The organism is Pseudomonas chaetocerotis, from assembly GCF_015712105.2.
In the GTDB taxonomy this organism is placed as follows: domain Bacteria; phylum Pseudomonadota; class Gammaproteobacteria; order Pseudomonadales; family Pseudomonadaceae; genus Aquipseudomonas; species Aquipseudomonas chaetocerotis.
Map to the genome: position 1 here is coordinate 571,949 of NZ_JACFYX020000001.1, position 23,571 is coordinate 595,519.

The 23,571-nt window shown below is 61.7% G+C and carries 20 protein-coding genes; 5 read left to right on the forward strand and 15 right to left on the reverse strand.

What is annotated here, in order from left to right:
• Window positions 1-17 precede the first annotated feature (17 nt).
• The 3 genes from H3221_RS02630 to H3221_RS02640 all read left to right on the forward strand — a co-directional run bounded on the left by H3221_RS02630 (window position 18) and on the right by H3221_RS02640 (window position 3,655).
• Window positions 18-503, forward strand: a complete 486-nt coding sequence (locus H3221_RS02630) for a retropepsin-like aspartic protease family protein (RefSeq protein ID WP_263482670.1) — start codon at window positions 18-20, stop codon at window positions 501-503.
• A gap of 7 nt (window positions 504-510) precedes the next feature.
• Window positions 511-2,760: a DNA topoisomerase IV subunit A gene (parC, locus tag H3221_RS02635; protein ID WP_196476307.1), complete on the forward strand. Its 2,250-nt coding sequence runs from the start codon at window positions 511-513 to the stop codon at window positions 2,758-2,760.
• A gap of 175 nt (window positions 2,761-2,935) precedes the next feature.
• Window positions 2,936-3,655, forward strand: a complete 720-nt coding sequence (locus H3221_RS02640) for a PqiC family protein (protein WP_196476308.1) — start codon at window positions 2,936-2,938, stop codon at window positions 3,653-3,655.
• Window positions 3,656-3,731: 76 nt separating this feature from the next.
• On the opposite strand, the gene H3221_RS02645 is transcribed toward H3221_RS02640, so the two are convergent.
• From H3221_RS02645 to msbA, 4 genes are all read right to left on the reverse strand, one after another.
• Entirely contained in the window at window positions 3,732-4,943 is a 1,212-nt protein-coding gene (locus tag H3221_RS02645; protein WP_196476309.1) for an acyl-CoA dehydrogenase family protein, read from the reverse strand.
• Window positions 4,944-4,958: 15 nt separating this feature from the next.
• Complete coding sequence (locus H3221_RS02650) at window positions 4,959-6,230, reverse strand: acyl-CoA dehydrogenase family protein (protein ID WP_196476310.1); 1,272 nt, start codon at window positions 6,228-6,230, stop codon at window positions 4,959-4,961.
• 142 nt (window positions 6,231-6,372) lie between these two features.
• Window positions 6,373-7,794, reverse strand: a complete 1,422-nt coding sequence (gene hldE / locus H3221_RS02655; protein ID WP_160019177.1) for a bifunctional D-glycero-beta-D-manno-heptose-7-phosphate kinase/D-glycero-beta-D-manno-heptose 1-phosphate adenylyltransferase HldE — start codon at window positions 7,792-7,794, stop codon at window positions 6,373-6,375.
• Between the two features lie 40 nt (window positions 7,795-7,834).
• A complete protein-coding gene (gene msbA / locus H3221_RS02660) occupies window positions 7,835-9,643 on the reverse strand; it encodes a lipid A export permease/ATP-binding protein MsbA (protein ID WP_196476311.1) in 1,809 nt (602 codons plus the stop codon).
• Window positions 9,644-9,829: 186 nt separating this feature from the next.
• Between msbA and H3221_RS02665 the strand changes: the two genes are divergently transcribed.
• Window positions 9,830-10,945: an O-antigen ligase family protein gene (locus tag H3221_RS02665; protein WP_224490458.1), complete on the forward strand. Its 1,116-nt coding sequence runs from the start codon at window positions 9,830-9,832 to the stop codon at window positions 10,943-10,945.
• Window positions 10,942-11,607, forward strand: a complete 666-nt coding sequence (locus tag H3221_RS02670; RefSeq protein ID WP_196476313.1) for a BUD32 family EKC/KEOPS complex subunit — start codon at window positions 10,942-10,944, stop codon at window positions 11,605-11,607. Before H3221_RS02665 ends, H3221_RS02670 begins: the two co-directional genes overlap by 4 nt.
• 11 nt (window positions 11,608-11,618) lie before the next feature.
• Here the strand turns inward: H3221_RS02670 and H3221_RS02675 are convergent, their stop codons facing one another.
• The 11 genes from H3221_RS02675 to waaF all read right to left on the reverse strand — a co-directional run bounded on the left by H3221_RS02675 (window position 11,619) and on the right by waaF (window position 23,563).
• Window positions 11,619-12,488 carry a glycosyltransferase family 2 protein gene (locus H3221_RS02675; protein WP_196476314.1) on the reverse strand — a complete coding sequence of 290 codons (870 nt, stop codon included), beginning with the start codon at window positions 12,486-12,488 and terminating at the stop codon, window positions 11,619-11,621.
• Window positions 12,485-13,627 (reverse strand): glycosyltransferase, encoded by a 1,143-nt coding sequence (locus tag H3221_RS02680; RefSeq protein WP_196476315.1) that lies wholly within the window; start codon window positions 13,625-13,627, stop codon window positions 12,485-12,487. The genes H3221_RS02675 and H3221_RS02680 overlap by 4 nt, the downstream gene beginning before the upstream one ends.
• Window positions 13,624-14,559: a glycosyltransferase family 2 protein gene (locus H3221_RS02685; RefSeq protein WP_196476316.1), complete on the reverse strand. Its 936-nt coding sequence runs from the start codon at window positions 14,557-14,559 to the stop codon at window positions 13,624-13,626. The genes H3221_RS02680 and H3221_RS02685 overlap by 4 nt, the downstream gene beginning before the upstream one ends.
• Before the next feature lie 138 nt (window positions 14,560-14,697).
• A complete protein-coding gene (locus H3221_RS02690; protein ID WP_196476317.1) occupies window positions 14,698-16,428 on the reverse strand; it encodes a carbamoyltransferase family protein in 1,731 nt (576 codons plus the stop codon).
• A gap of 99 nt (window positions 16,429-16,527) precedes the next feature.
• Window positions 16,528-17,973, reverse strand: coding sequence for a lipopolysaccharide kinase InaA family protein (locus H3221_RS02695; RefSeq protein WP_196476318.1), 1,446 nt, complete (start codon window positions 17,971-17,973; stop codon window positions 16,528-16,530).
• A complete protein-coding gene (locus tag H3221_RS02700) occupies window positions 17,970-18,719 on the reverse strand; it encodes a lipopolysaccharide kinase InaA family protein (RefSeq protein ID WP_196476319.1) in 750 nt (249 codons plus the stop codon). The genes H3221_RS02695 and H3221_RS02700 overlap by 4 nt, the downstream gene beginning before the upstream one ends.
• Entirely contained in the window at window positions 18,716-19,453 is a 738-nt protein-coding gene (locus H3221_RS02705) for a protein kinase family protein (RefSeq protein WP_196476320.1), read from the reverse strand. The genes H3221_RS02700 and H3221_RS02705 overlap by 4 nt, the downstream gene beginning before the upstream one ends.
• On the reverse strand, window positions 19,446-20,279 hold the full coding sequence (gene rfaP, locus H3221_RS02710) for a lipopolysaccharide core heptose(I) kinase RfaP (protein ID WP_196476321.1): 834 nt from the start codon (window positions 20,277-20,279) through the stop codon (window positions 19,446-19,448). Before rfaP ends, H3221_RS02705 begins: the two co-directional genes overlap by 8 nt.
• A gap of 100 nt (window positions 20,280-20,379) precedes the next feature.
• A complete protein-coding gene (locus tag H3221_RS02715; protein ID WP_196476322.1) occupies window positions 20,380-21,504 on the reverse strand; it encodes a glycosyltransferase family 4 protein in 1,125 nt (374 codons plus the stop codon).
• 9 nt (window positions 21,505-21,513) lie between these two features.
• The gene (gene rfaC / locus H3221_RS02720; protein ID WP_196476323.1) at window positions 21,514-22,518 is read right to left on the reverse strand and encodes a lipopolysaccharide heptosyltransferase RfaC; all 1,005 of its coding nucleotides are present in this window, start codon (window positions 22,516-22,518) and stop codon (window positions 21,514-21,516) included.
• Between the two features lies 1 nt (window position 22,519).
• On the reverse strand, window positions 22,520-23,563 hold the full coding sequence (gene waaF, locus H3221_RS02725; protein ID WP_196476324.1) for a lipopolysaccharide heptosyltransferase II: 1,044 nt from the start codon (window positions 23,561-23,563) through the stop codon (window positions 22,520-22,522).
• Between the last annotated feature and the right edge of the window lie 8 nt (window positions 23,564-23,571).

The following is a 23,571-nucleotide window of genomic DNA, read 5'->3' on the forward strand; positions in this document are numbered from 1 at the left end:
GCCGCGCCGGACGAGTGATGCTGATACTCGCCTGGGGCGCCGGCCTGCTGCTGGCCACGCACTTCTTCGGTAACTGGGAAGATCGCCAACGCAACCCGAACCAGACACCGCAGTCGGTGCATGGCGAGGGTTTCGTCGAGGTGAGCCTGGCCAGTAGTCGCCAGGGGCACTACCTGGTCAATGGCCAGATCGATGGGCATGACGTGACCTTTCTGCTCGACACCGGCGCCACCCAGGTGGCGATACCCAGCGCGGTGGCCGAGCGTCTCGGCCTGCAACGCGGCGCCCCGATCATCATCAGCACGGCCAACGGCCGCGCTACCGGGCACCGTACACGCCTGGACAGCCTGCGCCTGGGCGCTATCGAACTGCGTGACGTCGCCGCATTGATTGCCCCAGGCATGGACGGCGACGACGTGCTGCTGGGCATGAGTGCCCTGAAACAACTCGAATTCAGTCAGAAGGGCGGCACCCTGGTGCTGCGCCAATCAACCTTGCAATGAGGCCCGCATGAGCGAATCCCTCGATTTGAGCCTGGAAGGCGTTGAACGCCGTTCACTCGCCGATTTCACCGAGCAGGCTTATCTCAACTACTCCATGTACGTGATCATGGACCGCGCCCTGCCGCATATCGGCGACGGCCTGAAACCCGTGCAACGGCGCATCATCTATGCCATGAGCGAACTGGGCCTGGATGCCGACTCCAAGCACAAGAAGTCCGCGCGCACCGTCGGTGACGTACTCGGCAAGTTTCACCCACACGGCGACAGCGCCTGCTACGAAGCCATGGTGCTGATGGCGCAACCGTTCAGCTACCGCTACACCCTGGTCGACGGCCAGGGCAACTGGGGTGCCCCGGACGATCCCAAGTCCTTCGCCGCCATGCGTTACACCGAGGCGCGCCTGTCGCGCTATTCGGAAGTGCTGCTCTCCGAGCTCGGCCAGGGCACTGTCGACTGGGTGCCCAACTTCGACGGCACCCTGAACGAGCCGGCGACCCTGCCAGCGCGCTTGCCCAACCTGCTGCTCAACGGCACCACCGGCATCGCCGTGGGCATGGCCACCGACGTGCCGCCGCACAACCTGCGCGAAGTCGCGGCGGCCTGCGTGCGCTTGCTGGATGAGCCCAGCGCCACGGTCGAGCAGCTCTGCGAGCATATCCAGGGCCCGGACTTCCCCACCGAAGCCGAAGTCATCACGCCCAAGGCCGATCTGCAAAAGATCTACGAGACCGGCCGCGGCTCGGTGCGCATGCGCGCCGTCTATCGCCTCGAGGACGGCGACATCGTCGTCACCGCTCTGCCGCATCAGGTCTCCGGGGCCAAGGTGCTGGAGCAGATCGCCGCGCAGATGCAGGCCAAGAAGCTGCCGATGGTCGCCGACCTGCGTGACGAGTCGGATCATGAGAACCCGACCCGCATCGTCATCATCCCGCGCTCCAACCGCGTCGATGCCGACGAACTGATGACCCACCTGTTCGCCACCACCGATCTGGAGTCCAGCTACCGGGTCAACACCAACGTCATCGGCCTCGACGGCAAGCCACAGGTCAAGGACCTGCGCACCCTGCTCAGCGAGTGGCTGGTGTACCGCGTCGGCACCGTGCGCCGCCGCCTGCAGTTCCGCCTGGACAAGGTGGAGCGTCGCCTGCACCTGTTGGAAGGCTTGCTGATCGCCTTCCTCAACCTCGATGAAGTCATTCGCATCATCCGCACCGAGGATTCGCCCAAGCCGGTGCTGATGGAGCGTTTCGGCCTGACCGATGTACAGGCCGACTACATCCTCGACACCCGCCTGCGCCAACTGGCGCGCCTGGAAGAGATGAAGATCCGCGGCGAGCAGGACGAACTGGCCAAGGAACGCGAGAAACTGCTGGCCCTGCTGGGCAGCGAAGCCAAGCTGAAGAAGCTGGTACGCAAGGAAATCATCGAGGACGCCGAGAAGTACGGCGACGACCGCCGCTCGCCGATCGTCGCGCGCGCCGAGGCCAAGGCCCTGTCGGAAACCGAGCTGATGCCGACCGAGCCGGTCACCGTGGTGCTATCGGAGAAAGGCTGGGTGCGCTGCGCCAAGGGTCACGACATCGATGCCACCGGTCTCTCCTACAAGGCCGGTGACGGCTTCAAGGCTGCAGCGCCAGGCCGTTCCAACCAGTACGCGGTCTTTATCGACTCGACAGGCAGGAGTTATTCGCTCGCCGCCCACAGCCTGCCGTCGGCGCGTGGCCAGGGTGAACCGCTGACCGGTCGCCTGACACCACCTCCGGGGGCGACCTTCGAATGCGTGATGCTGCCGGAGGACAGTGCGCTGTACGTGATCGCCTCTGATGCCGGTTACGGTTTCGTGGTCAAGGGCGAGGATCTGCAGGCCAAGAACAAGGCGGGCAAGGCGCTGCTGACCCTACCCAACGGCGCCAAGGTGGTCACCCCGAAGCCAGTCAGCAATCTGGAAGACAGCTGGTTGGCCGCGGTGACGACAGAGGGTCGCCTGCTGCTGTTCAAGGTCACCGATCTGCCGCAACTGGGTAAAGGCAAGGGCAACAAGATCATCGGCATTCCCGGCGAGCGCGTAGCCTCGCGTGAGGAATATCTGACCGATCTGGCCGTGCTGCCCAGCGGCGCCAGTTTGGTTTTGCAGGCTGGGAAGCGTACCCTGACACTCAAAGCCGACGACCTCGAGCACTACAAGGGCGAGCGCGGCCGCCGCGGCAACAAGCTGCCGCGAGGCTTCCAGCGCATCGACCAGCTGCTGGTGGAATAGCGTCGGCAACACGCCCCGTACGTCCGGGATATCCGCGCTACCAGCCAGCAGGCAAGGCTGGAGTCGTAGCGCGGTTTGACGGATGATACGCGCCCCGGGTCATGCGCAAATGACCCCACAGCATGATATGGGATCGATATGCAGCTGCCCCAGAAGCGGTTGCCTGGAATTAATGATGACAGTAGTACGCCCTGTGGCCCTGCTTATGACCGCGCTGCTCGTATTGAGTGGTTGCAGTCTGCTGCAGCAGAAGCCGGTGCCTCTTTACCAACTCGATAGCGGCAGCGCCGTAACACCGACCCAGGACAACGGCGTGACCGTACTGGTCGGCCCGATCAGCGTGGCCGATTACCTGCGCCAGCAAAATCTGCTGCAACGTCAGGCCGATGGCAGCCTGGTGGCCGCGCATGATGCCCGCTGGGCCAGCGGCCTGGCCAACGATATCGACCAGCAGATGCTACGCCAGCTGGCCTGGCGCCTGGATAGCCAGCGCCTGGTTCTAGCCCCGGCGGCACCTGGCTTCAGTGCCGACGCTCAAGTCATGCTGACCATCACCCGCCTGGATTCCGGCCCGGCCCAACCTGCCGTACTGGAAGCTCAGTGGCGCCTGCTCGACCGGCGTGGACAACTGCGCGACAGCCGCCTGATTCGCCTTGAGGAGGCGCACGGAGGTCCCATGGCCGAACAGGTCAAGGCGCAGAGTGTCTTGCTGCAACGTCTGGCGGCTGAATTGGCAGTGGCCATTCAGCCCATCGCTGCGGCCGAGCCTACCCCCGAGCCGCCGCGCAAGAAGCCTCCGGTGGCCAAAGCCCAACCGCAGGAACCCGCCGCTGCCGAGCCGAAGATCCCGGTGGCAGAACCGATCAAGATCGATACGGAAGTCTTCCGCTTCTAAGAATAAGCCCGCAAATGCGGGCTTTTTTCTTGTATGGTGCGCCGCGCGCACCAGCCCTCGGCTGTGGCGCGCGGGCTTACTTGAGCTCGCTGGAACTCTTGCCCAGCAGGCGCCGGGCGATGATCAGCAACTGAATCTGCTGGGTGCCTTCGAAGATATCGAGAATCTTCGAGTCGCGCGCCCACTTTTCCAGCAACTCATCCTCACCGTAGCCCAGCGCACCGGCCAGCTCCACGCACTTGAGCGTCACCTCGCTGGCCACACGCCCGGCCTTGGCCTTGGCGATCGAGGCCTCTTTCGAGTTAGGCAACTTGTTGTCAGCCATCCAGGCGGCCTTCAGCGTCAACAGACGCGCCGCCTCCCATTCCGCTTCCAGACGATACAGTGTGGCCTCGGCATGAGTGACGGTCAGCAGCGGCTTGGCGTAATCAAAGCGGCAGCCCGCACAGATCAGCAACTCACGCGTGCGCTCCAGCGCAGCACGAGCGACACCGACCGCCATACCTGCAACCAGCGGCCGGGTGTTGTCGAAGGTCTCCATGACCCCGGCAAAGCCCTTCTGCACGTCGATCTCGGCGTTTCCCAGCAGGTTGGCCGCTGGCACCCGGCAATCGCTCAGGCTGATCGAGGCCGTATCGGATGCCTTGATCCCCAGCTTCTTCTCCAGGCGCGTAACCGTCATTCCCGCTGTGCCCTTCTCCACCACGAAGGACTTGATCGCCGCACGCCCAAGGTTTTTATCCAGCGTGGCCCAGATCACCACGGCATCGGCACGCTCACCGGAAGTGACGAAGATCTTCTCGCCGTTGAGGATGTAGTGATCACCGTCGCGCACCGCCGTGGTGCGGATCGCCGCTGAATCAGAGCCGCAACCGGGCTCGGTAATGGCCATGGCCGCCCAGGCCCCGGCGAAACGCGCCAGTTGCTCGTCATTGGCCACCGCCGCGATAGCTGCGTTGCCCAGCCCCTGGCGTGGCATGGCCAGAAGCAGGCCGACATCACCCCAGCACAGCTCCATCACGCCAAGCAGCGCTGCCATGTTGCCAGCATTCTTGTTGCCCGCCTGCTGCTCGCGTGCAGCCCCGCGCTTGCTGGCCGAGCCGGCGCCGACTGCGTCGGGTGAGCCTTCGTTCATACCATCGAGCAACGCAGCGAGCAGATCCAGCTCCTTGGGATAGGCGTGCTCGACCTTGTCATACTTGCGCGAGATCGGCCGAAAGTAGTGCTTGGCCACCTGCTGCGCCTGCTGTTGCAAGCCGTGGAATTTACGTGGGGTTTCCAGGTTCATGGTTGTTCTGCCTGTTCAGAGATGAAGGCCGCCAGCGAGCACCGCCAAGCTGCGCAGGTCGCGATACCAGCGCTCGACCGGGTGCTCCTGAGTAAAACCATGACCACCGAGCAGTTGCACCGCATCGGAACCGATCTTCATCGCCTTATCCACGCAGAGCAGACGCGCCAGATAGGCCTCACGGCGCAGCGGCAAACCGGCCTCGGCACGTGTGCAGGCACGCCAGAGCAACATGCGCATGGCGTCCAGTTCGATGGCGATATCAGCCACCATGAAGGCCACGCCCTGGCGATGACTGATCGGCTCGCCGAACGCTTGGCGCTCGTTGCAGTACCTCGTCACGTAGTCCAGTGACGCCTGCGCCGTACCGACTGCAAGGGCGCAAAATGCCAAGGAAGAGTAATCGAGGAAGGCCAGAAAATCGAAGCCATCGCCTGCCAGGCGGCACTCGCTCGACACCTTGACGCCTTTCAGTTGAATACGCGTCAACCCACAAGCCTTGAGCCCCATTCCCGGTTCGGTACGGCGACTGACGCCTTTGCTCGCCGCATCGACGACAAATAGCGCCGGGCCATCAGTTGCCTGGGCGCTTACGATCAATCGACTGGCAGCCAGACCAGCGATGACCAACGCCTTCTCTCCATCAAGCAGATAGTGTTTGCCATGCTTGCGCGCCCGCGTCGCAGGCTGACCAGCATCGGTCAATACGCCAGGCTCAGTTACCGCCAAGGCGAAGGCTGGCGCGCCTTGCTCACTGATGAATGCCGGCAACCAGGCAGCCTGCTGCGCCGAGTTTCCCCAGCGACGAATGCAATTGGCTGCAGACAGCGGCACTAGCAAGGCTGCGGCCAGAGAAAAGTCGCCCTGCGCCAGGCTCTCGGCGATCAGCGCGTTGCTCAGCACGGTGCGCTCCCCGGCAAGACCACCTTGTGCCTCGGCAACACCATAGTGCGCCAGGCCCAGTTCATGTGCCTGATTGAGCAGTGCTGCAGGCACGTGAGCCCGTGCATCGGCCTCGTGCGCGGCCGGACGCAGAACCTCCAGCGCGAATCCCTGGAGCATATCCACCAGCATCTGCTGCTCTTCGGTCAGTGACAGGTCAAACAGGTCATCGGTTGCCGCGCGCGGCGTTTTTCTGCTGCCGCCGGCGGCCAGGCGAAAGCTGACACGGCTACCGCTGTAGACGAGTTTCTCGAAAGATTTGCGCATCTTGAGGCGGTCTGGCCAGTCAGCCTGGGCCAGCTTGCTCAGTACGCTCAGGGCCTGGCCCTGCGTATCGACGATCATGGCATCTCGCTCCACGAGAGGGATGCCATCGATGATGCGCTGCCGACTGGCGCACGCCTATGACCCTCAAGACGCGGCGCGGCGGCAATCGGGTCAAGCCACGGACAAGCTGAGCAAGGTCTGCGCCTTGCTCAGCCCGGTGTCACTTGCTGCGAATCTTCTCGACGATAGCGGTGGTGGAGCTGTTTTCCACCAGCCCCAGCACACGTACTTCGCCGCCATGGGCCTGGACGATATCGGCACCTACCACCTGATCAATGCCGTAGTCGCCGCCCTTGACCAGCACATCCGGCAGTACCTGTGCGAGCAGGCGCTCGGGCGTGTCCTCACCGAAGCTCACCACCCAATCCACCGCACCGAGACCGGCGAGCACGGCCATGCGTCGGTCGACGGCATTGATCGGACGTCCAGGACCTTTCAGACGGCTGACAGAGGCATCGTCGTTGATCGCCACGATCAGGCGGTCACCCTGCGCACGAGCCTGTTCCAGATAGGTCACGTGGCCAGCGTGAAGAATGTCGAAGCAGCCATTGGTGAAAACGATCTTCTCGCCATGGGCGCGAGCGTCCTCGATGGCGATCAGCAACTGATCCAGGCTCAGTACGCCACGCTCGGAGCCTTCTTCGCGCTGCACGGCGCGGCGCAGTTCGGGTGCGCTGATCGCTGCAGTGCCCAACTTGCCGACGACGATGCCGGCAGCCAGGTTGGCCAGAGCCACCGCCAGCGGCAACTCCTCACCAGCAGCGATGGATGCTGCAAGGGTGGAAATGACCGTATCGCCTGCACCGGTAACGTCGAATACTTCACGGGCACGAGCCGGCAGATGCAACGGTGCATGTTCCGGACGCAGCAGGGTCATGCCGTGCTCGCCGCGGGTCACCAGCAGCGCGCCCAGCTCCAGTTCGCGCATCAGCGTGGCCCCCTTGCTGACCAGCTCGGCTTCATCGGCGCAACCACCCACGATGAGTTCGAACTCGTGCAGATTGGGAGTGATCAGGCTGGCTCCACGGTAGATGGAGAAATCCTTGCCCTTGGGATCGGCCAGCACCGCAATACCCTTCTTTCGCGCCGACTGGATCAGCACCTGATGATTCTGCAACGCACCCTTGCCATAGTCCGACAGCACCAACACCTTGATCCCATCGAGTAACGTGTCCACCTCACGCGCCAGGGCTGCGGTATCGGTGTTGAAAGGCTCTTCGAAATCCATGCGCAGCAGTTGCTGGTGACGGCTCATCACCCGCAACTTGACGATGGTCGGCTGGCTGTCATGACGCTGAAAATGTGCATCCACACCTGCACCACGCAGGCTGTCGCTCAGGCTTTCTGCGGCTTCATCATTACCGGTCACGCCAACCAGCAAGGCTCGCGCGCCGAGCGCGGCGATATTCAGAGCCACGTTGGCAGCACCACCGGGACGATCCTCGATCTGGTCGACACGCACCACCGGCACCGGCGCCTCCGGAGAAATCCGCGAGGTGCCGCCATGCCAATAGCGATCGAGCATCACGTCGCCCACCACCAGGACGGCGGCTTGATCGTAACGGGGCATGGTCAACTTCATGTGAACTCCGGGGCCTTAGTCTTGGCGGGCTCGTAGTTTATCAGGCGATATCCAAGGGCGCGCCTTCATCGAGCCCCATGGAATGCAAACGTGCATAGAAACCGTTTTGGGCCAGCAACTGGTCGTGAGTACCGCGCTCGACGATGCGCCCCTGATCCATCACCAGAATCAAATCGGCCTTCTCGATGGTCGACAGACGATGTGCAATCACCAACGTGGTTCGGCCCTCCATGACCCGATCCAGAGCGGCCTGGATATGCCGCTCGGACTCAGTGTCAAGGGCCGAGGTCGCTTCGTCCAGCACCAGGATCGGTGCGTCCTTGAGCAACGCCCGCGCAATTGCCAAGCGCTGGCGCTGGCCACCAGACAGCAGCACGCCGTTTTCGCCAACCTCGGTATCCAGCCCCTGCGGCAGCTTGTCGATGAACTCCTTGGCGTAGGCCGCTTCGACCGCCTGCTCAATCGCTTCACGCGGAGCATCGGCCAGGTCGCCATAAGCAATATTGCTGGCCACACTGTCGTTGAACAGGGTGACCTGCTGCGTAACCAGGGCAATATGACGCCGCAGATTACGCAATTTGTATTGCTCGACGTCTACCCCATCCAACAGGATCTGACCCGTTTCGTGATGGTAGAAACGAGGAATCAGGTTGGCCAGGGTCGATTTTCCGCTACCGGAACGCCCGACCAATGCCACCATCTGCCCAGGCTCGGCCGTGAAATTGATATCACTGAGCACAGGCTTTTCCGTGTCCGGATACTGGAAGCTCAGGTTGCGTACTTCCAAACGACCGCTGACGCGCTCGCGCTCTACCGTTCCCTGATCGACTTCGGGCACCTCATCCAGCTGCTCGAAGATGCTCTCGGCACCGGCAATACCCTTTTGAATCGTCGAGCTGACCTCGGACAACTGGCGAATGGGTTTGGGCAGGAGCCCCGCAGCGGTGATATAGGCCACCAAGTCACCTGCCGTAGCATCGCCACGCAGCAGCAAAACGAGGAACATCAACACGGCCATCGCGCTGTAGATCACCAGTTGCAGCATCGGCGTGTACACCGCTCCGGTCTTGGTCATGCGCAGCTGTTTCTCGGTATTGTCCTGGCTGGCAGCGGCAAAGCGCCGGGATTCGTAAGTCTCCCCGCCAAAACTGCGCACCACTCGGTAACCCTGGATCGTTTCCGACGCAACGTGGGTAACATCGCCCATCGCCACCTGAATCTTCTTGCTCTGCTTGCGAAATTTCTTGCTGGCACTGCTCACCATCAATGCGATTAGCGGCAGGATTGCCAGCATTACCAGAGTCAGTTGCCAGTTCATCCACAGCAGGTAGGCGAACAGGAAGATGACTGTCAGCCCTTCACGGATAACCACCTTGATTGCATCCGTCGCAGCACCGGTGACCATCGTCACGTTGAAGGTGATGCGCGAGATCAGGTGACCGGAGTTGTGGCTATCGAAATAGCGATTTGGCAACACCATGAGGCTGTTGAACAGTGCGATACGCAAGTCGTGAACCAGGCCCAGCGAGACCCTGGCCAGGAAATAGTTACCCAGGAAGGAACCGACACCCTGCCAGGCGGCGATCAGGACGATGAGCAGGGGCACCGTCTGCAGTAGTTGCAGATCGCGCAGGTAGGGCACCGTGGGAAACAGCACGACATCAGGGTTGGACAGGCCATCCACGAAGTACTTGAGGATGCCCGCCAGCATTGGTTGGGTGGAAGCAAAAATGACGTAACCCAGGATGCTGATCAGGAACATGCCTATATAGGGCCTGACATATCCGAGTAGCCGAAGGTAGATTTTCAGGCTGCTAGATGGGCTTGCAGTGGTGTGCTTGTCGGTCATGCGCTCACACTTCGACTTGGCCGAAAAAGCGCGAATTCTAGCACAGGTGCAGCCTACCCCCCCGAGGATGCATTAAGATGCCGCCCATTCGAAAATCAGCCACCGGTTTCAAACGTGCAGACATCACTCCCTCCCACACGCCCCATGCCCTTGCGTATCAGCAACTTCATTTCCAGCTACTGGCTGGTGGCGGGCTACCTGGTGTTGTTGAGCGGCCTATTCTGGTCCGCGAACGGTAGCCAGTACACGAAGTTGTTCTACGCACTGCTCGCCGCCCCCGCCCTGATCGCACTGCTGCTCTCACCAAAAGTCTTCATGCAGTTGCTCAAGGAACCCATCACGCTGGCCTATTTGGCATTCGCGACCTGGTTGCTGCTGAGCCTTTCGTGGACCCAGGCAGACACCAGCCTGAGCGGCCTGGCCAAGCGGCCACTGTACGTATTCATGATCTTTGCGGCCTGCACCCTGATCGCCTGCAAGGATCAGCGTCTGCTGCTCTCCGTACTGAGAGTCGGGGCGCTATTGGCCGTAGGCGCGGCCGTCATCAACCTGTGCATCTATGCCAACGCCTATCCATCCGAACAACGACTGATTGGAACCGGAGCACTCAGCAACCCGCTGCTGACGTCCCATGTGCTGGGCTTCTTCTGCACCTACTGGCTGGCTGCCTGGCTCGCGCAGAGCGAGCGCCGTGACTGGCTGCCGATTCTCTGTACCACTCCATTGCTGGTTGCACTTATTGCCACCGGCTCCCGCACCCCGCTCCTGGCGCTGACCTTGACCAGCCTTTGGATGCTGGTGATGACGCCTCGCCGAGGGGTCTACCTGATAGGTGCACTGATCGCCCTGGCCATCGCGACCTTTGTAGCGATGCCGGAGATATTCCTGGAGCGCGGACTTTCCTTCCGGCCTCAACTCTGGGCCGACGCCGTTTCCCAGGCGGCCGCGAAGCCGTGGTTCGGATATGGCTACGACAGTAAGTTCATCTTCGATATCCCGGAAATCGGTCGCCTTCTGAGTGACCCGCATAATGTAGAGCTGGCCGTGTTACTGGAACTCGGCGCCATCGGACTCATCCTGTGGCTGGTGATGTACGGAGCCGCCTTGTTCCGTTGCCTGCAACAGAGAAGACATGCCGGTTTTCAGATCGCATCGGCACTGCTCGTCTACGGTATCGCTGCCGGCCTTACCGAGGGCAGCTCCTACCTCTCCAGGCCCAACGAAAGCTGGTTCCTGATCTGGATTCCACTGTCACTGGTAGCAGCACTTTCCATCCAGCAGCGCCAACTGGACAACCGATGAGAACAATCAGCACCTTGCAGCTCGATGCGCTCCTGCAGAACTCCACCCCGATAGAAAGCGATGGCTTCGGGCTGAAGGTCGCACGCTTGTCGGACGGCAATTTCCTGAAGTTCTACCGGCGCAAGCGCCTGCTGTCGTCGGCGCTCTGGATCCTGCCGAGCGAGCGCTTCGCCAGCAACGTGCAGCGCCTGAAAGAGCTGGGCGTCGCCTGCCCGGATGTCGTGGAGCTGCTGCTCATTCCTGACAGGCGATTGAATGCGGTGCTGTATCGGCCACTGCCAGGGGACACGCTGCGCAACCACTGGCGACGAATCGATGCTGAACAGCGCTCAATCGAAGTTCGTCAATTCGGAGCGTTTCTCGCCCATCTGCACCAGTCAGGCGTCTACTTCCGCTCCCTGCACCTGGGCAATGTCCTGCGCTTGCCAGACGGCACACTAGGGCTGATCGACCTGTCGGACATGAAAGTTGGAAGCCGCCCGCTCAATGCCGGCAAGCGCAAGCGCAATATTCAGCACATTCTGCGCTACCCGGAAGACACCGCGTGGCTCACACAGCAGCATCGGCAGGATTGGGTAGCGGGTTATGCCCAGAATTGCAGCAGCAGGCACGCGATGAGCTTCGAACGCGCGCTGAACAAGACCTACCCACCTCTCCCCTGATTCGCCCGACCTCAGGGCATCATCAGGCGAAAAATCGCGCGAGCCGTCTTCAGATTGCGGTACTTCATCGGCAGTTGCGCCAACAGCTCACGAGCCAACGGCTTGTCATCGCGCGCACACTTGAGCAGCATCGAATTGATGAAGGCCGCGCACACCTTCGGATAGTCCGGGTGATCGGCAAAATGCCCATAGGTGCTCAGCACCGCGTCCACCATCATGCGCCGGTTCTTGTAGGTATTGGTTTCATGCACCCGATACTGCGCCAGCACATCGGGGAGCACGTCGATGAAGTATCCGGCCCGGGTAATCTTCAACTCGATCAACAAGTCCTCCAGGCGGATACTCGGATCGAAGCCCCCGACAGCCTCCAACGCCTCACGTCGAAACAGCAGGGTCGGGGCGGGAGCGCCGGCCTTTTTATCGTTGAACAGATCCTCAAAATCCAGGCGACGAAACCCAAGCTCGCGCTTACGCCGACACTGCGCCTTCCCCTCTGCATCGATGTACTGGATTTCCCCGGCACAGATGCCGACCTCAGGCTTGTCCTGCATATAGGCGACCTGAATGGCGATACGCTCGGGGCACATAATGTCGTCGGAACCAAAAGGCGCGACCAGGCTTCCCCGTGAACGAGCGATGCAAGCATTCAGGGTACGGGTCAGCCCCTGATTCTCCTGGGCGACGAAATCGAATGCGTGGCGCGCCTGCAACGCCTGGATCCGTACGACACTGTCATCGCTGGAACCGTCATCGACGACCAGCAACTCGATATTAGGATAGGTTTGCGCCAATACGCTTTCGATACAGCGTTCGATATAGGGCGCATGGTTGTAGGACGAAATGACAACACTGACAAGCGGCTGCCGGTTCGATTCACTCATGAAAAACGCCCTTCATTGCCAACACCTTCTTCTACCAGCTTGCGGTAGTGTCGGCGAAAATCCTCGATGTCGTGAGCTCGACGCAGGTAAGCATACGACCGAGCCCCTTCCTCATCCCGCTCTTGCTCCGTCATGGCCAGCAGATCCATCATCATCGCGGCCAGCACATCCGGCTGTCCACTCGGAAACAGGCGCCCTCCACAATCCTCAAGGATGGGCTTCAAACTCGGAATATCCGAGCCGATGACAGGCAGGTGCCCGCTCATACCCTCCAGCAGGGCCAGCGGCAGACCTTCGCTCAGAGACGGCATGACGAAAGCGTCGAATGCCCTGACATACTGCAGGGCATCTTCACGCGCCCCCAACAGGAACACCACATCGGTCAGACCAAGGCGCGCGACCAGCGCCTCAAGCTCCTGACGCATGCGCCCTTCGCCAATGATTGCCAACTGAGCTTGAGGGTATCGGGCACGCACCTGGGCAAACGCCTCGATCAAGTGGACATGCCCCTTGACCGGTACCAGCCGACCGATAGCCCCGAAGACAAAAGGCTCCTGCGAAAGGCCAAGCAACTCGCGGGCGTAGGCTTTGGGATGCTGCAATGTTTCGGCACGATCAATATCGATCGCGTTGTTGATCTGCACCGTGTTGGAGGCATTAAAACCGGCACCGCATCCAACCAAGTAATCACGCACCGCCCGGGAGACGCCTACGATACGCCAGTTATCCTTCAGCAACTGACGAGCTTCCCAGCGGCGGTATGGGCGATCGAAATCGCCAATCCCATGCTGCACGCCGATGCAGAGCGGAATACGCAATGCCCGGTTGAGCAGCATCAGCATGTTCATCGGTTTGAAGCGATGGGCGATCACCACATCGAAACGCTCAGCCCGGATCAGACGATAAAGGCGCCACAACGCTCGCAGCCGTACCCCTTTGAGATCCGACTGGCTGAAGCCCAGATACAGGGAGCGCGCAGCACGACTTTCCGGCTCACCCTCATCTGGCCGCCCGCGCAGAAACAGCGTGGTGACTTCGAAGTTGTCTGTGGGCAACCCCTGAATGATCTGCTCGGCGAGATCAGACGCATTGACGTTGTAACGGTTCTGCATCTGCAGAACCCTTATCTTGCGACTCATACACCGATCCCGAGCCACAGGCGCACAGCCTTGCGCATATACGATCCTTTCAACAGCACCCGCCAGTCACAGTGATAGGCGCAGCGGAAATAACTTTTTGCAGCAGCCACATCGCCGGCCAGATAAGCACTACGGAAAAGCGACAGGCTACGCTGCACATAGAACTCTGGCTTCAGCGCCTGGAAGCGCTCGTCAAGCCGACGGGGGGAGAACACCTCATCCACCAGAGCCAACCCACCCGCGTTGGCGTGGCTGAACTGGTGCCGCAAGCTGTCATCGTGCTTGTGTATCAACGCCAATGGTCGTGCAATCAACGAGCAGGCGTAATTGGCCACCGCCTGCGCAAATACGGGGATATCTTCGGCACTGCGGAACTGCTCGGGGTAGCCGCCTCGCTCGAACACGTCGCGGTGCATGACACAGGCACCGTTGGACAATGCCAGGCGCTTGTCCAGCAGATAAGCTCGAAGACGTTCCAGGGGTTCTGCCGGCAGATCCGTCGGCACGTGTTCACGGTGCTTGCCATCAGGCCATACGGCAATGTGCCCGCCGATAATCAGATGGGTCCGTGGGTTTGCCATCAGATGCTCATTTAGAATAGCCAAAGCGTCCGGAGCCAATTCATCGTCGGCATCAAGGAACAATAAAAAGTCCCCTGTGGCCTCCTGAATGCCTCGGTTGCGCGCTGAAGACGCTCCGCCATTGCTTTTCAGAACCACCCGGAAACGCCCTGGGTACTGCGCCAGAAGTTGCTCCAGCACCGCATGCGTGTCATCGGTCGAACCATCATCGACGACGATCAGCTCAGCGTTACCCGTACTCTCAAGCTGAGCAAGGACGGACTCGACCGCACGCGGTAGAACAGCCGCATAGTTGTACGCAGGGATGACAATTGAAACCCTGGTACCTTGGCTATCGCCGGCAGTGCCCATCAAACCTCTACCTCACTCTGTCTCTTCAACCCGCAAACGCTCAACATTACATAGCCTTGGAGTCATGACAGTCGAAGCGACCACCATTGGCCCACTCCCGCAACATCCCTTGATGCGCGTCGACAACCGCCATGGCTATTACTGTTTCACGACAAGAATATCTTCCATGATCAGGTACTGCAGGTCAGAGCCGTAGAACATGTTCAGCGCGTCGGTCGGCGAGCAGATCATCGGTTCACCGCGACGGTTGAGCGAGGTATTCAACGACACACCGTTGCCGGTAAGTTTCTCCAGTTCCAGCATCAGGTCATACCAACGTGGGTTGTATTCACGTTCTAGCACCTGGGCGCGGGAGGTACCGTCTTCGTGGACGACTTCGCTGACGCGCTCCTTCCACTCCTCGTTGACCTCGAAGGTGAAGGTCATGAACGGGCTCGGATGATCGACCTTGAGCATCTGCGCAGCAACGGTATCGAGCATGGACGGGCAGAACGGTCTCCAGCGCTCGCGGAACTTGATTTGCTCGTTGATGCGATCGGCCACGCCAGGGATGCTCGGGCAGCCAATGATGGAACGACCACCGAGTGCGCGCGGGCCGAACTCCATACGGCCCTGGAACCAGGCCACCGGGTTGCCATCGACCATGATCTTGGCGATGCGCTGCGGCATGTCGTCGATCTTCTGCCACTTCGGTGCGTTCGGGTGGCGAGCGCAGGCGGCAATGATGTCTTCGTTGCTGTAGGCAGGGCCGAGATAGACGTGCTCCATCTTCTCCACCGGCACGCCACGCTGGTGCGAGACATAGGCAGCAGCGCCGACCGAAGTACCAGCGTCGCCAGAAGCCGGTTGCACGAACAGTTCCTTCACCTCGGGACGGGCGATGATCTTCTGGTTGAGCTTGACGTTCAGCGCACAGCCACCGGCAAAGGCGATCTTGCCGGTCTCGCGGATAATGTCGCCCAGGTAGTAATCCATCATCTCCAGCGCCAGCTTCTCGAACAGCGCCTGCATGCTGGCGGCGTAGTGGATGTAGGGGTCGTCGGCGATATCGCCTTCGCGCTTCGGGCCGAGCCACTCGATCAGTTTGGGCGAGAAGTAGAACCCCTTGCCCTTTTCCTTGTAGCGACGCAGGCCAATGACGTTGGCGTAATCGGTGTTGATGATCAGCTCGCCGTTCTCGAACGTGGCCAGGCGCGAGAAATCGTACTTGCTGGCATCGCCATAAGGTGCCATGCCCATGACCTTGAACTCGCCATCGAGCATCTCGAAACCGAGGAATTCTGTGATAGCACCGTACAGACCGCCGAGCGAGTCCGGGTCGAAGAACTCCTTGATCTTGTGGATCTTGCCGTTCTCGCCATAGCCGAAGAAGGTGGTGGCGTACTCACCTTTGCCGTCGATGCCGAGGATCGCGGTCTTCTCCTTGAAGCCCGAGCAATGGTAAGCGCTGGCGGCGTGGGCAAGGTGGTGTTCGACCGGTTCGATCTTGACCTTCTTGGCATCGAAACCCAGCTGCTCCAGGCACCAGACGATCTTCTTGCGGTAACGCTTGTAACGGCGGTTACCCATGAGAAGCGCGTCAAGCGCACGATCCGGCGCATACCAGTAACGCTTGGCGTAATGCCAACGCGCCTTGCCGAACAGACTGATGGGCGCAAAGGGAATAGCGACCACATCGACGTCGGACGGCTTGATGCCGGCCTGCTCCAGACAGAACTTGGCGGACTCGTAGGGCATGCGGTTCTTCGCATGCTTGTCACGCACGAAGCGCTCTTCTTCGGCGGCAGCGATAAGCTTGCCGTCGATGTATAGCGCGGCGGATGGATCATGGCTCAGGGCGCCGGAAAGGCCGAGGATCGTCAATGCCAAGGATAAAGCCTCTTAAAAAAGCGGCTGAAGGCTTCAAGCGGCAAGCTTCAAGCAACAGCGTTCGTTATTCAGTCGCCCCGGTCGGGCACATTTACTGCCTTAACTGTTCGGTTTTGCCACCACCGACGGAAGGCGCTCGTCCAGAACCTGGTATAGCGTACTGTCCTGCGGCCAGTTACGCAGGAAACGCGCCCGATCCTTCGCATAGGCGGGTGCGAAGCTACCGGCTCGACGGTGCTGCTGCATGGCGTCCAGGTCGATCAACATCCAGCGCCCATCCTGCCACAGGATATTGCTGCCTTTGAGATCCCCATGACTGATGCGCTCACGCAGCAGCGCCGCAAACAGGTCATCCAGTGCCCGCAGTTCCGCTTCGGCTGGTAACTCGCCAGGCGCGCAAGACGCGAAACGAGTAATTATATCCACACCCGATGCGTGTTCGGTAACAAGATAGGACCGGCGCCTGAGCCACAGGGTACGGCACTCGAGCACGGCAAGCGGTTTGGGCGTTGCGATGCCGAGAAAAACCAGGCGATTGCCCTCGCACCAGCTGTGCCAGGCGCGGCTCGGACGCCAGAAGCGTTTGAGCCAATGCAGCATGCCCTTGATGTTGTAGCGTTTGATGACCAATTGCCTGGCACCCTGATCGACTCGCGCGACGGTAGACGAACCACCCCGTTTGAGGGACTGCCCAGCCGCGATAGCGGCGTCAGGGTCAGCCAGTAATCGCGCCAGCAAGGCCTCTTCCTCGCGCCGGACCACCTGCAAACGCGAGGCGCCGCGCCATGCGCAAAACGCCGAACAATCGCGACCGAGCTTGCCCATGAAGTGATGCAGACGCGAACCACGGGCCTTGGCTACTGCCTTGAGCAGAGCCTCGAGCGGCAGCGCGTGCTCGCCATTGACCAGCAGATAATGCACCAGCAGCTCCTCGATGAATGGATCGAGAGCACTCGGGAATTGAGCGAAGAACACACCCAGATTGGCCAGCACCCTGTCTCGCGACAAAGGTTGGCCCGGCGTCTCGGCACGCACGCCGCCACCGTCGATCAGATACAGGCTGCCCTGGTGACGCAGCAGGTTGTCCAGATGCAGGTCCTCTTGCCACAGACCTTGCCGGTGTAGCCCGGCAATGGCTGCCAGCGCCTCACCCAGCACCTGCAGCCGAGCGTCGTCCGGCCACGCCAGATGGGCCAACGCCTGCCAGGCATCTCCCAGGCTGCTGGCATCGTCGAGGAACTCGAACAGCAGCCAACCGCCCTCTCCAGGCGTCGAACCGTGGACAAGCAACTCGGGCGTCTTCAGCCCCCGCTCAGCCAGTAGCTGAACGCCGCGCAGCTCGCGGGCGAAATGCCGTTCGGCCTTATCGCCGACCAGCAGCTTGGCCAGCACCTCACGCCCCTGCCACTGCGCTCGACCGACATAGCGTTGGCCTGGCAGCACCCGCAACAGGCTGAGCAACTGGATAGATCCCGCGCCCTCCAGCTCGATCAGCAGCGGTAGCGCAGGGGTACGTCCGACATCGACCAGGGAAGCAAGCCTCATGAGCGCCCCGCCTTGTCCTTGAACCGTGCCGTGAGACGTTGCAACCAGTACCCCAACTGGCGAGCATCACCGAGATAGGCGGTCAGGAAACAGGCTACATCGTCCTCGCTCCAGGCACTGGCGCGACGCAGCAGGGGTTCCAGATCCTTGACCCGATCACGCTCGCCAAATAACAGGGGCCGGGTCTTTTCCAGGTCGATCAGCTGCGCGACGAAACCATCGCCGCTGGGCTGGAGGAAAACATGTTTGGGATAGAAGCAACCATGGACCTGGCCCTGGCGATGTACGCACCGGGCCAGCACCCCGCAGGCACTGGCGATGGCATGGCGTTGCACGGCGGCCAGTTGCGACCAGTTCGGCAGGTAGCTGTCCAGATCCCGCCAACCATCCAGGGCTCGGGTCAGCAGGACGGCGCGGCGCTCGCCGCCAATGCGTCGTTCGGCATAGAACGCCGAACGCAGCGCCGGAATGCCCAGGCGCCGATAGCGGCAGGTATTGCGAAACTCTCGCGCCAGGGTCGGTTCACCCAACGGACGATGCAAGCTACGGGTCAGGTAATTGCTCTGGCGCTTGAGGTAGTAGCCGGTGCCATCGAGGTCGAGCCGGTACACCGTGCTCCAACCACCGCGAGAAGCGGTGTTGGGCTCGTCCACGGCAAACAGTTGCAGTGCCCACAATGCCTCGAAACTGTCCAGGCCGTGACGCTCGAGCAGCGTTTTATCCTCGCCCTCGATGAAGTCCTTCATTCTCGTCCCTCGAAGTAGCGCACGATCTGCACGATCCGTCGTTTGTCACTGTCGTTGAGACGATCGCGACGCCGATACTGCAGATAGAAACGCAGGCGCTGAGTGCGCGACAGGTGGTACTTGGCGACCTTGTCCAGGCAAGCGAGATCCTTGACGATCCGGTGGCGCAGGAACGGCCCCCACCAGAAGGTTCCGGCAGGGCAGTCGATGAGGAACAGTCGGCGCTGCTCGTCCACCAGAAGGTTGCGCCACTTGAGGTCGTTGTGGACGAAGTGATGGTCATGCAGCGTGCGCGTGGCCTTGGCCAACTGGCGGCTGACATCGTCGACCCAGGCCCGGTCATGCAGACGTGCATCGTCCGTGGCCGCCAGGCGTGACATGTCCAACGTATCGACGATCTCCTGGGTGATCAGCGCGCCTCGGGCGAAGGCGCCAAGCTTGCGCTCCAGCCCGTAGGCGGCGATGGGCGCAGTGGGAATGCCCCAGGCGGCGAAGTGCTTGAGATTCTGCCATTCGGCCTTGACCCGCGGCCGGCCGATGAAACGCCGAACACCCTTGCCGGCGCCGTGATAGCGCTTGACGTAATAACGCAGCCCATCGAATTCGACGCGGATCACGTCCGACAGCGGATCATGGGTGATTGCTTCGCCCTGCAGGGAAAATACCGCATCCAGACTGGCGAAGGCTCTTGCCGCCTGCGGCGTGGCCAGGGAGGTGACGCGCCATTCACTCATGGTTCGCTCCAGGCGCGTACTTGCGTGCATAGCGAACCAGCAGGCGATCGGCTTTGCGTTGCAGCCAGAGCAGCAGCGCCGCCTCCTCCCGCAGGATCTGCCGCAACCGCCGCTCATTGCCTGCCGCTGCGAAATAACTGTTGAGAAAACGCAGCTTGTCACGCCGGGTCAGGCCGATATGCAGCGCCGAAAAATACAGGGCGGCCAGATCCTTGTCGCGCCAGCGCCGTGGCGTGGCACTGCGCACCTGGGCGCGGTGCAGGTCGATCACTGACAGGCGCAGGTCACTGGCCTGGATCGGCTGGTCAGTGTGCAGCAGGAAGTGGCAGATATAACAGTCGCGGTGGTTGACCCCGGCACGGTGCATGTTGCCGGTCATCTGCGCCACTTCGCGGATCAGCGCCCACTTGAGCGCAGGTTTCGGCGGTTGCTTCGCCCAGTTGAGGCTGAGCTGCTCCAGGTCGACAGTCGGCGCCAGCTCTTCAGTGACGATGAACGAGTGCTGGCGCGCCGGATTGCTGCCACGCTCACCGTAGGCCACGGCGGTCATGGTCGGCACACCGGCCTCGGTCAGACGCTGAATGGCGTGCCACTCTTGCGCGGCTCCCAACACAGGCGCCTTGGCCGTGAGCAGGTTCTTGGCGATCTCACCCCAGCCGATGCCACGGTGGATCTTGACGAAGTAACCGCGCCCGTCGACCTCGGTCCGCAGGGTGCGACGCCCTTCCAGTTCGCGGTAGACCTGGCCCTCGAGCTTCTCGACGGCCTCGAAGGCATCGCGGCCCGCCCACAGGCTCTTGAAGGGTTCGGCGAGAATCAGGCGCATGCAAGCCTCCCCGGCCGGGTATCCGCAGGGTAGATGCTGCGCACCGATGACACCGCGCTGTCGACCTTGTGGTGCGCACGGCGCACCCTACCCGAGCGGCTCATGCGTGCTTCTCCGCGAGGATCACGTCAGCGGCCTTCTTCGGCATCGAATACAGGTCGGCGCTATCGGCATAGACCAGGCCATTGCGGCTCCAGAAAGCGCGGCGCTCGGGATCAGCCAGCATATCGGCCAACGTGCGGTTGAGCGCGTCCTGCTCGAAGGGGCTGGGCAGTACGCGGCCGCAGTCGGCGTCGGCGATGTAATGGGCATAGCCGCAAACATTGGTGACCAGTACCGGCAAGCCGGATACCAGAGCCTCCAGCAGCACGGTACCGGTGTTCTCGTTATAGGCTGGATGGATCAGCAGATCGGCACCAAGCAGGAAGCGCGGAATGTCGCTGCGCCCCTTGAGGATCCGCACCTGATCGGACAGACCCAGCGCCTTGATCTGCAGCAGGAAGGGCTTGGGATCGTCCTGGCCGATGGCGATCAGACGGGTGCGCTTGCGCAGCTCGCGCGGCAACGCGGCCAGCGCCTTGAGGCTGCGATCCAGCCCCTTGGTCTTGAAGCCGGAGCCGATCTGCACCAACAGCAGATCATCGTCACTCAGTTTGAACTCGCGGCGAAACTCGGCGCGAATGTCGGCAGCATTGGCGGGTGCCCGGCGGTCAAAGGCGATACCCGGCGGCAGCAGGTGGAAGCGCTGCAGCGGGGTCTTGTAGTGTTTGATGAATAGCGGCTGCTGCACCTCGGAGATCATCAGAATCTCGGTCTTCGACTCCGGCGCGAATACCGCGCGCTCGTAATCGGCGAAGTGCTTGTAGCGGCCCCAGCGACGGTAGATCGGGTTGCGCAGGGTCTGCGCCTTGTCCTCGAAACAGCCGTCGGCAGCGTAATAAACATCCAGGCCCGGCATCTTGTTGAAACCGATCACCCGGTCGACCGGGTCGCGTTTCAAATCGGCCTGCAGCCAGGCACTGAATTTCTCGTTGCGGCGATGATTGAACAGCGCACGCACCGGCGCCACGCGCACATCGAAGCCACCGGGGTTTTCGCCTTCCCAGATAGGCGTGTAAACGCGAATGGCATGGCCACGCGCCTGGCATTCGAGGGCGATGCGCATGAAGTCGCGCTGCAGCCCGCCGAAGGGGAAGTATTTGTAGAGAACGAAGGCCAGTTGCATAGCCGCTCCTTAAAGGGTGCCGGGAGGCGCGAGCAGCAGCGCCTCCAGTTCCAGGCCGACGCGCTCGGCACCGAGGCCGTCGAAACAGGGCTTGTCACGATCACCGCTGCCAGCGCCCGGACCACTGGCGCACAGGTGAATCTGACTATGACCGTAAGCGCCCACCTTGCCGGGCAGCGTCGGGCCATAAAGAGAAATATTGGGTACGTCCAGCGCAGCGGCCAGATGACCGAGCCCGGTGTCGACGGAGACGCAGGCGCTGGCCCCGGCAATCACCTTGGCCACGCCGGCCAGGTTCAGCTTCGGCAGCACAGCGGCATGACTGAGTCCGGCGGCAATGCGTTCGGCACGCGCCTTTTCCGTCTCGTTGCCCCAAGGTAGGCGCACGGCCCAGCCCAGCTCGTCCATGCGCTCTGCCAGCGCACGCCAGTCGGCTTCCGGCCAGTGCTTACTGGCCCAGGTGGTGCCATGCAGGAACACCAGATACGGCTGCGCAGCGGAATCCATCATCGCTGCGCGGCTGAGGCCATAGTCCCCAGTGCCGGACGGAAGCGCATAACCCAGCGCCTTGGCGAAGAGTTGGCGTACGCGCTCCAGAGCATGCTGATCCTTGGCCACTGCGTAGCGACGGTCGTAGAAACGACTGGCCAGCGGCTCACGCGCCGAATCACGATCCAGCCCGGCCACCGGCGCCGACACGTAGCGCGTCAGCCAGGCGCTCTTGAGCAGGCCCTGGGCGTCGATCACCAGATCGTAGCGGGTTTCCCGCAGACGCTGCTTGAAGCGCGCCCACTCACCACTACGCCAGGTGCGCAACGGGTGCTTGCGCCAGCGGCGGATGGCCACCGGGATCACCTGGGAAACTGCCGGATGCCAGGCGGGAATCTCGGCGAAGCCTTCTTCCACCACCCAATCGAAACGAATGCCGGGAATGGCACGGGCCGCATCGGTCAACGCCGGCAGGGTATGCACCACGTCGCCCAGCGACGAAGTCTTGATGATCAGTACCCGCAAATCAGTCGCCCTCGACCAGGGTCAAGGTTTCGCCGACCAGCCGATCCAGCGCCTCGATCACAGGCCGCGGTTTGAGCTCACGCAGGCAGTTGTAGTGACCAAAACGGCAAGTCCGATCAAAGCAGGGACTGCACTCCAGGCCCAGGCGAACGATCTCGACGCGATCAGCCAGCGGCGGAGTGAACGCTGGCGAGGTGGAACCATAGACCGCCACCAGCGGACGGTTCAGCGCCGCCGCCACGTGCATCAAACCGGAGTCGTTGGACACCACGGCAGTGGCCGCCGACATCAGGTCGATGGCCTCGGCCAGGCTGGTCTGCCCGGACAGGTTGCTGACTTCCTCACGCAACCCCGGAATCAGGCGCATGCGAATGTCCTCGCCGCCGGCATGATCGTTCTTCGAGCCGAACAGCCAGACCTGCCAACCTTCGCGAATCTTGATCTCGGCCACCTTGGCGTAGTGCTCGGCCGGCCAGCGCTTGGCCTCGCCGAACTCTGCACCGGGACACAGCGCCAGCACCGGGCGATCCAGTTGCAGCTCGAACTTGACCAGCGCGGCATCACGACTGGTTTCATCGATCACCAGACGTGGCTGCGGATAGGGCTGCGGCAAGGCAGCGCCAGGTTCATAGGCCAGCGCCATGAAGCGCTCGATCATCAGCGGATAGCGGTCTTTGTCCAGCGTACGAATATCGTTGAGCAATCCATAGCGCATCTCGCCCTTCCAGCCGGTGCGCTTGGAGATGCCGGCGAACCAGGGCACCAGCGCGGACTTGAGCGAGTTGGGCAGCAGGATCGCCTGGTCGTACTGGCCAGCCAGCGATTTGCCAATGCGCCGGCGCGTGGCCAGATCGAGCACACCATGACCCAGTGGCAGACTCAGCGCGGCGCGCACCTCGGGCATGCGCTCGAGAATCGGCCGACTCCAGTCTGGCGCCAGCACGTCGATCTCGCATGCAGGGTGGCGTTGCTTCAGGCACTGGAACAGCGTCTGCGCCATCACCATGTCGCCTACCCAGCTTGGCCCAACGATCAGTATCTTCATATTCTTTC

Excerpts from the sequence above, each read along its gene's own strand:
- H3221_RS02630 (WP_263482670.1), top strand. The coding sequence starts at position 18 with ATGCTGATACTCGCCTGGGGCGCCGGCCTGCTGCTGGCCACGCACTTC.
- parC (WP_196476307.1), top strand. The coding sequence starts at position 511 with ATGAGCGAATCCCTCGATTTGAGCCTGGAAGGCGTTGAACGCCGTTCA.
- H3221_RS02640 (WP_196476308.1), top strand. The coding sequence starts at position 2,936 with ATGACAGTAGTACGCCCTGTGGCCCTGCTTATGACCGCGCTGCTCGTA.
- H3221_RS02645 (WP_196476309.1), bottom strand. The coding sequence starts at position 4,943 with ATGAACCTGGAAACCCCACGTAAATTCCACGGCTTGCAACAGCAGGCG.
- H3221_RS02650 (WP_196476310.1), bottom strand. The coding sequence starts at position 6,230 with ATGATCGTCGATACGCAGGGCCAGGCCCTGAGCGTACTGAGCAAGCTG.
- hldE (WP_160019177.1), bottom strand. The coding sequence starts at position 7,794 with ATGAAGTTGACCATGCCCCGTTACGATCAAGCCGCCGTCCTGGTGGTG.
- msbA (WP_196476311.1), bottom strand. The coding sequence starts at position 9,643 with ATGACCGACAAGCACACCACTGCAAGCCCATCTAGCAGCCTGAAAATC.
- H3221_RS02670 (WP_196476313.1), top strand. The coding sequence starts at position 10,942 with ATGAGAACAATCAGCACCTTGCAGCTCGATGCGCTCCTGCAGAACTCC.
- H3221_RS02675 (WP_196476314.1), bottom strand. The coding sequence starts at position 12,488 with ATGAGTGAATCGAACCGGCAGCCGCTTGTCAGTGTTGTCATTTCGTCC.
- H3221_RS02680 (WP_196476315.1), bottom strand. The coding sequence starts at position 13,627 with ATGAGTCGCAAGATAAGGGTTCTGCAGATGCAGAACCGTTACAACGTC.
- H3221_RS02685 (WP_196476316.1), bottom strand. The coding sequence starts at position 14,559 with ATGGGCACTGCCGGCGATAGCCAAGGTACCAGGGTTTCAATTGTCATC.
- H3221_RS02695 (WP_196476318.1), bottom strand. The coding sequence starts at position 17,973 with ATGAGGCTTGCTTCCCTGGTCGATGTCGGACGTACCCCTGCGCTACCG.
- H3221_RS02700 (WP_196476319.1), bottom strand. The coding sequence starts at position 18,719 with ATGAAGGACTTCATCGAGGGCGAGGATAAAACGCTGCTCGAGCGTCAC.
- H3221_RS02705 (WP_196476320.1), bottom strand. The coding sequence starts at position 19,453 with ATGAGTGAATGGCGCGTCACCTCCCTGGCCACGCCGCAGGCGGCAAGA.
- rfaP (WP_196476321.1), bottom strand. The coding sequence starts at position 20,279 with ATGCGCCTGATTCTCGCCGAACCCTTCAAGAGCCTGTGGGCGGGCCGC.
- H3221_RS02715 (WP_196476322.1), bottom strand. The coding sequence starts at position 21,504 with ATGCAACTGGCCTTCGTTCTCTACAAATACTTCCCCTTCGGCGGGCTG.
- waaF (WP_196476324.1), bottom strand. The coding sequence starts at position 23,563 with ATGAAGATACTGATCGTTGGGCCAAGCTGGGTAGGCGACATGGTGATG.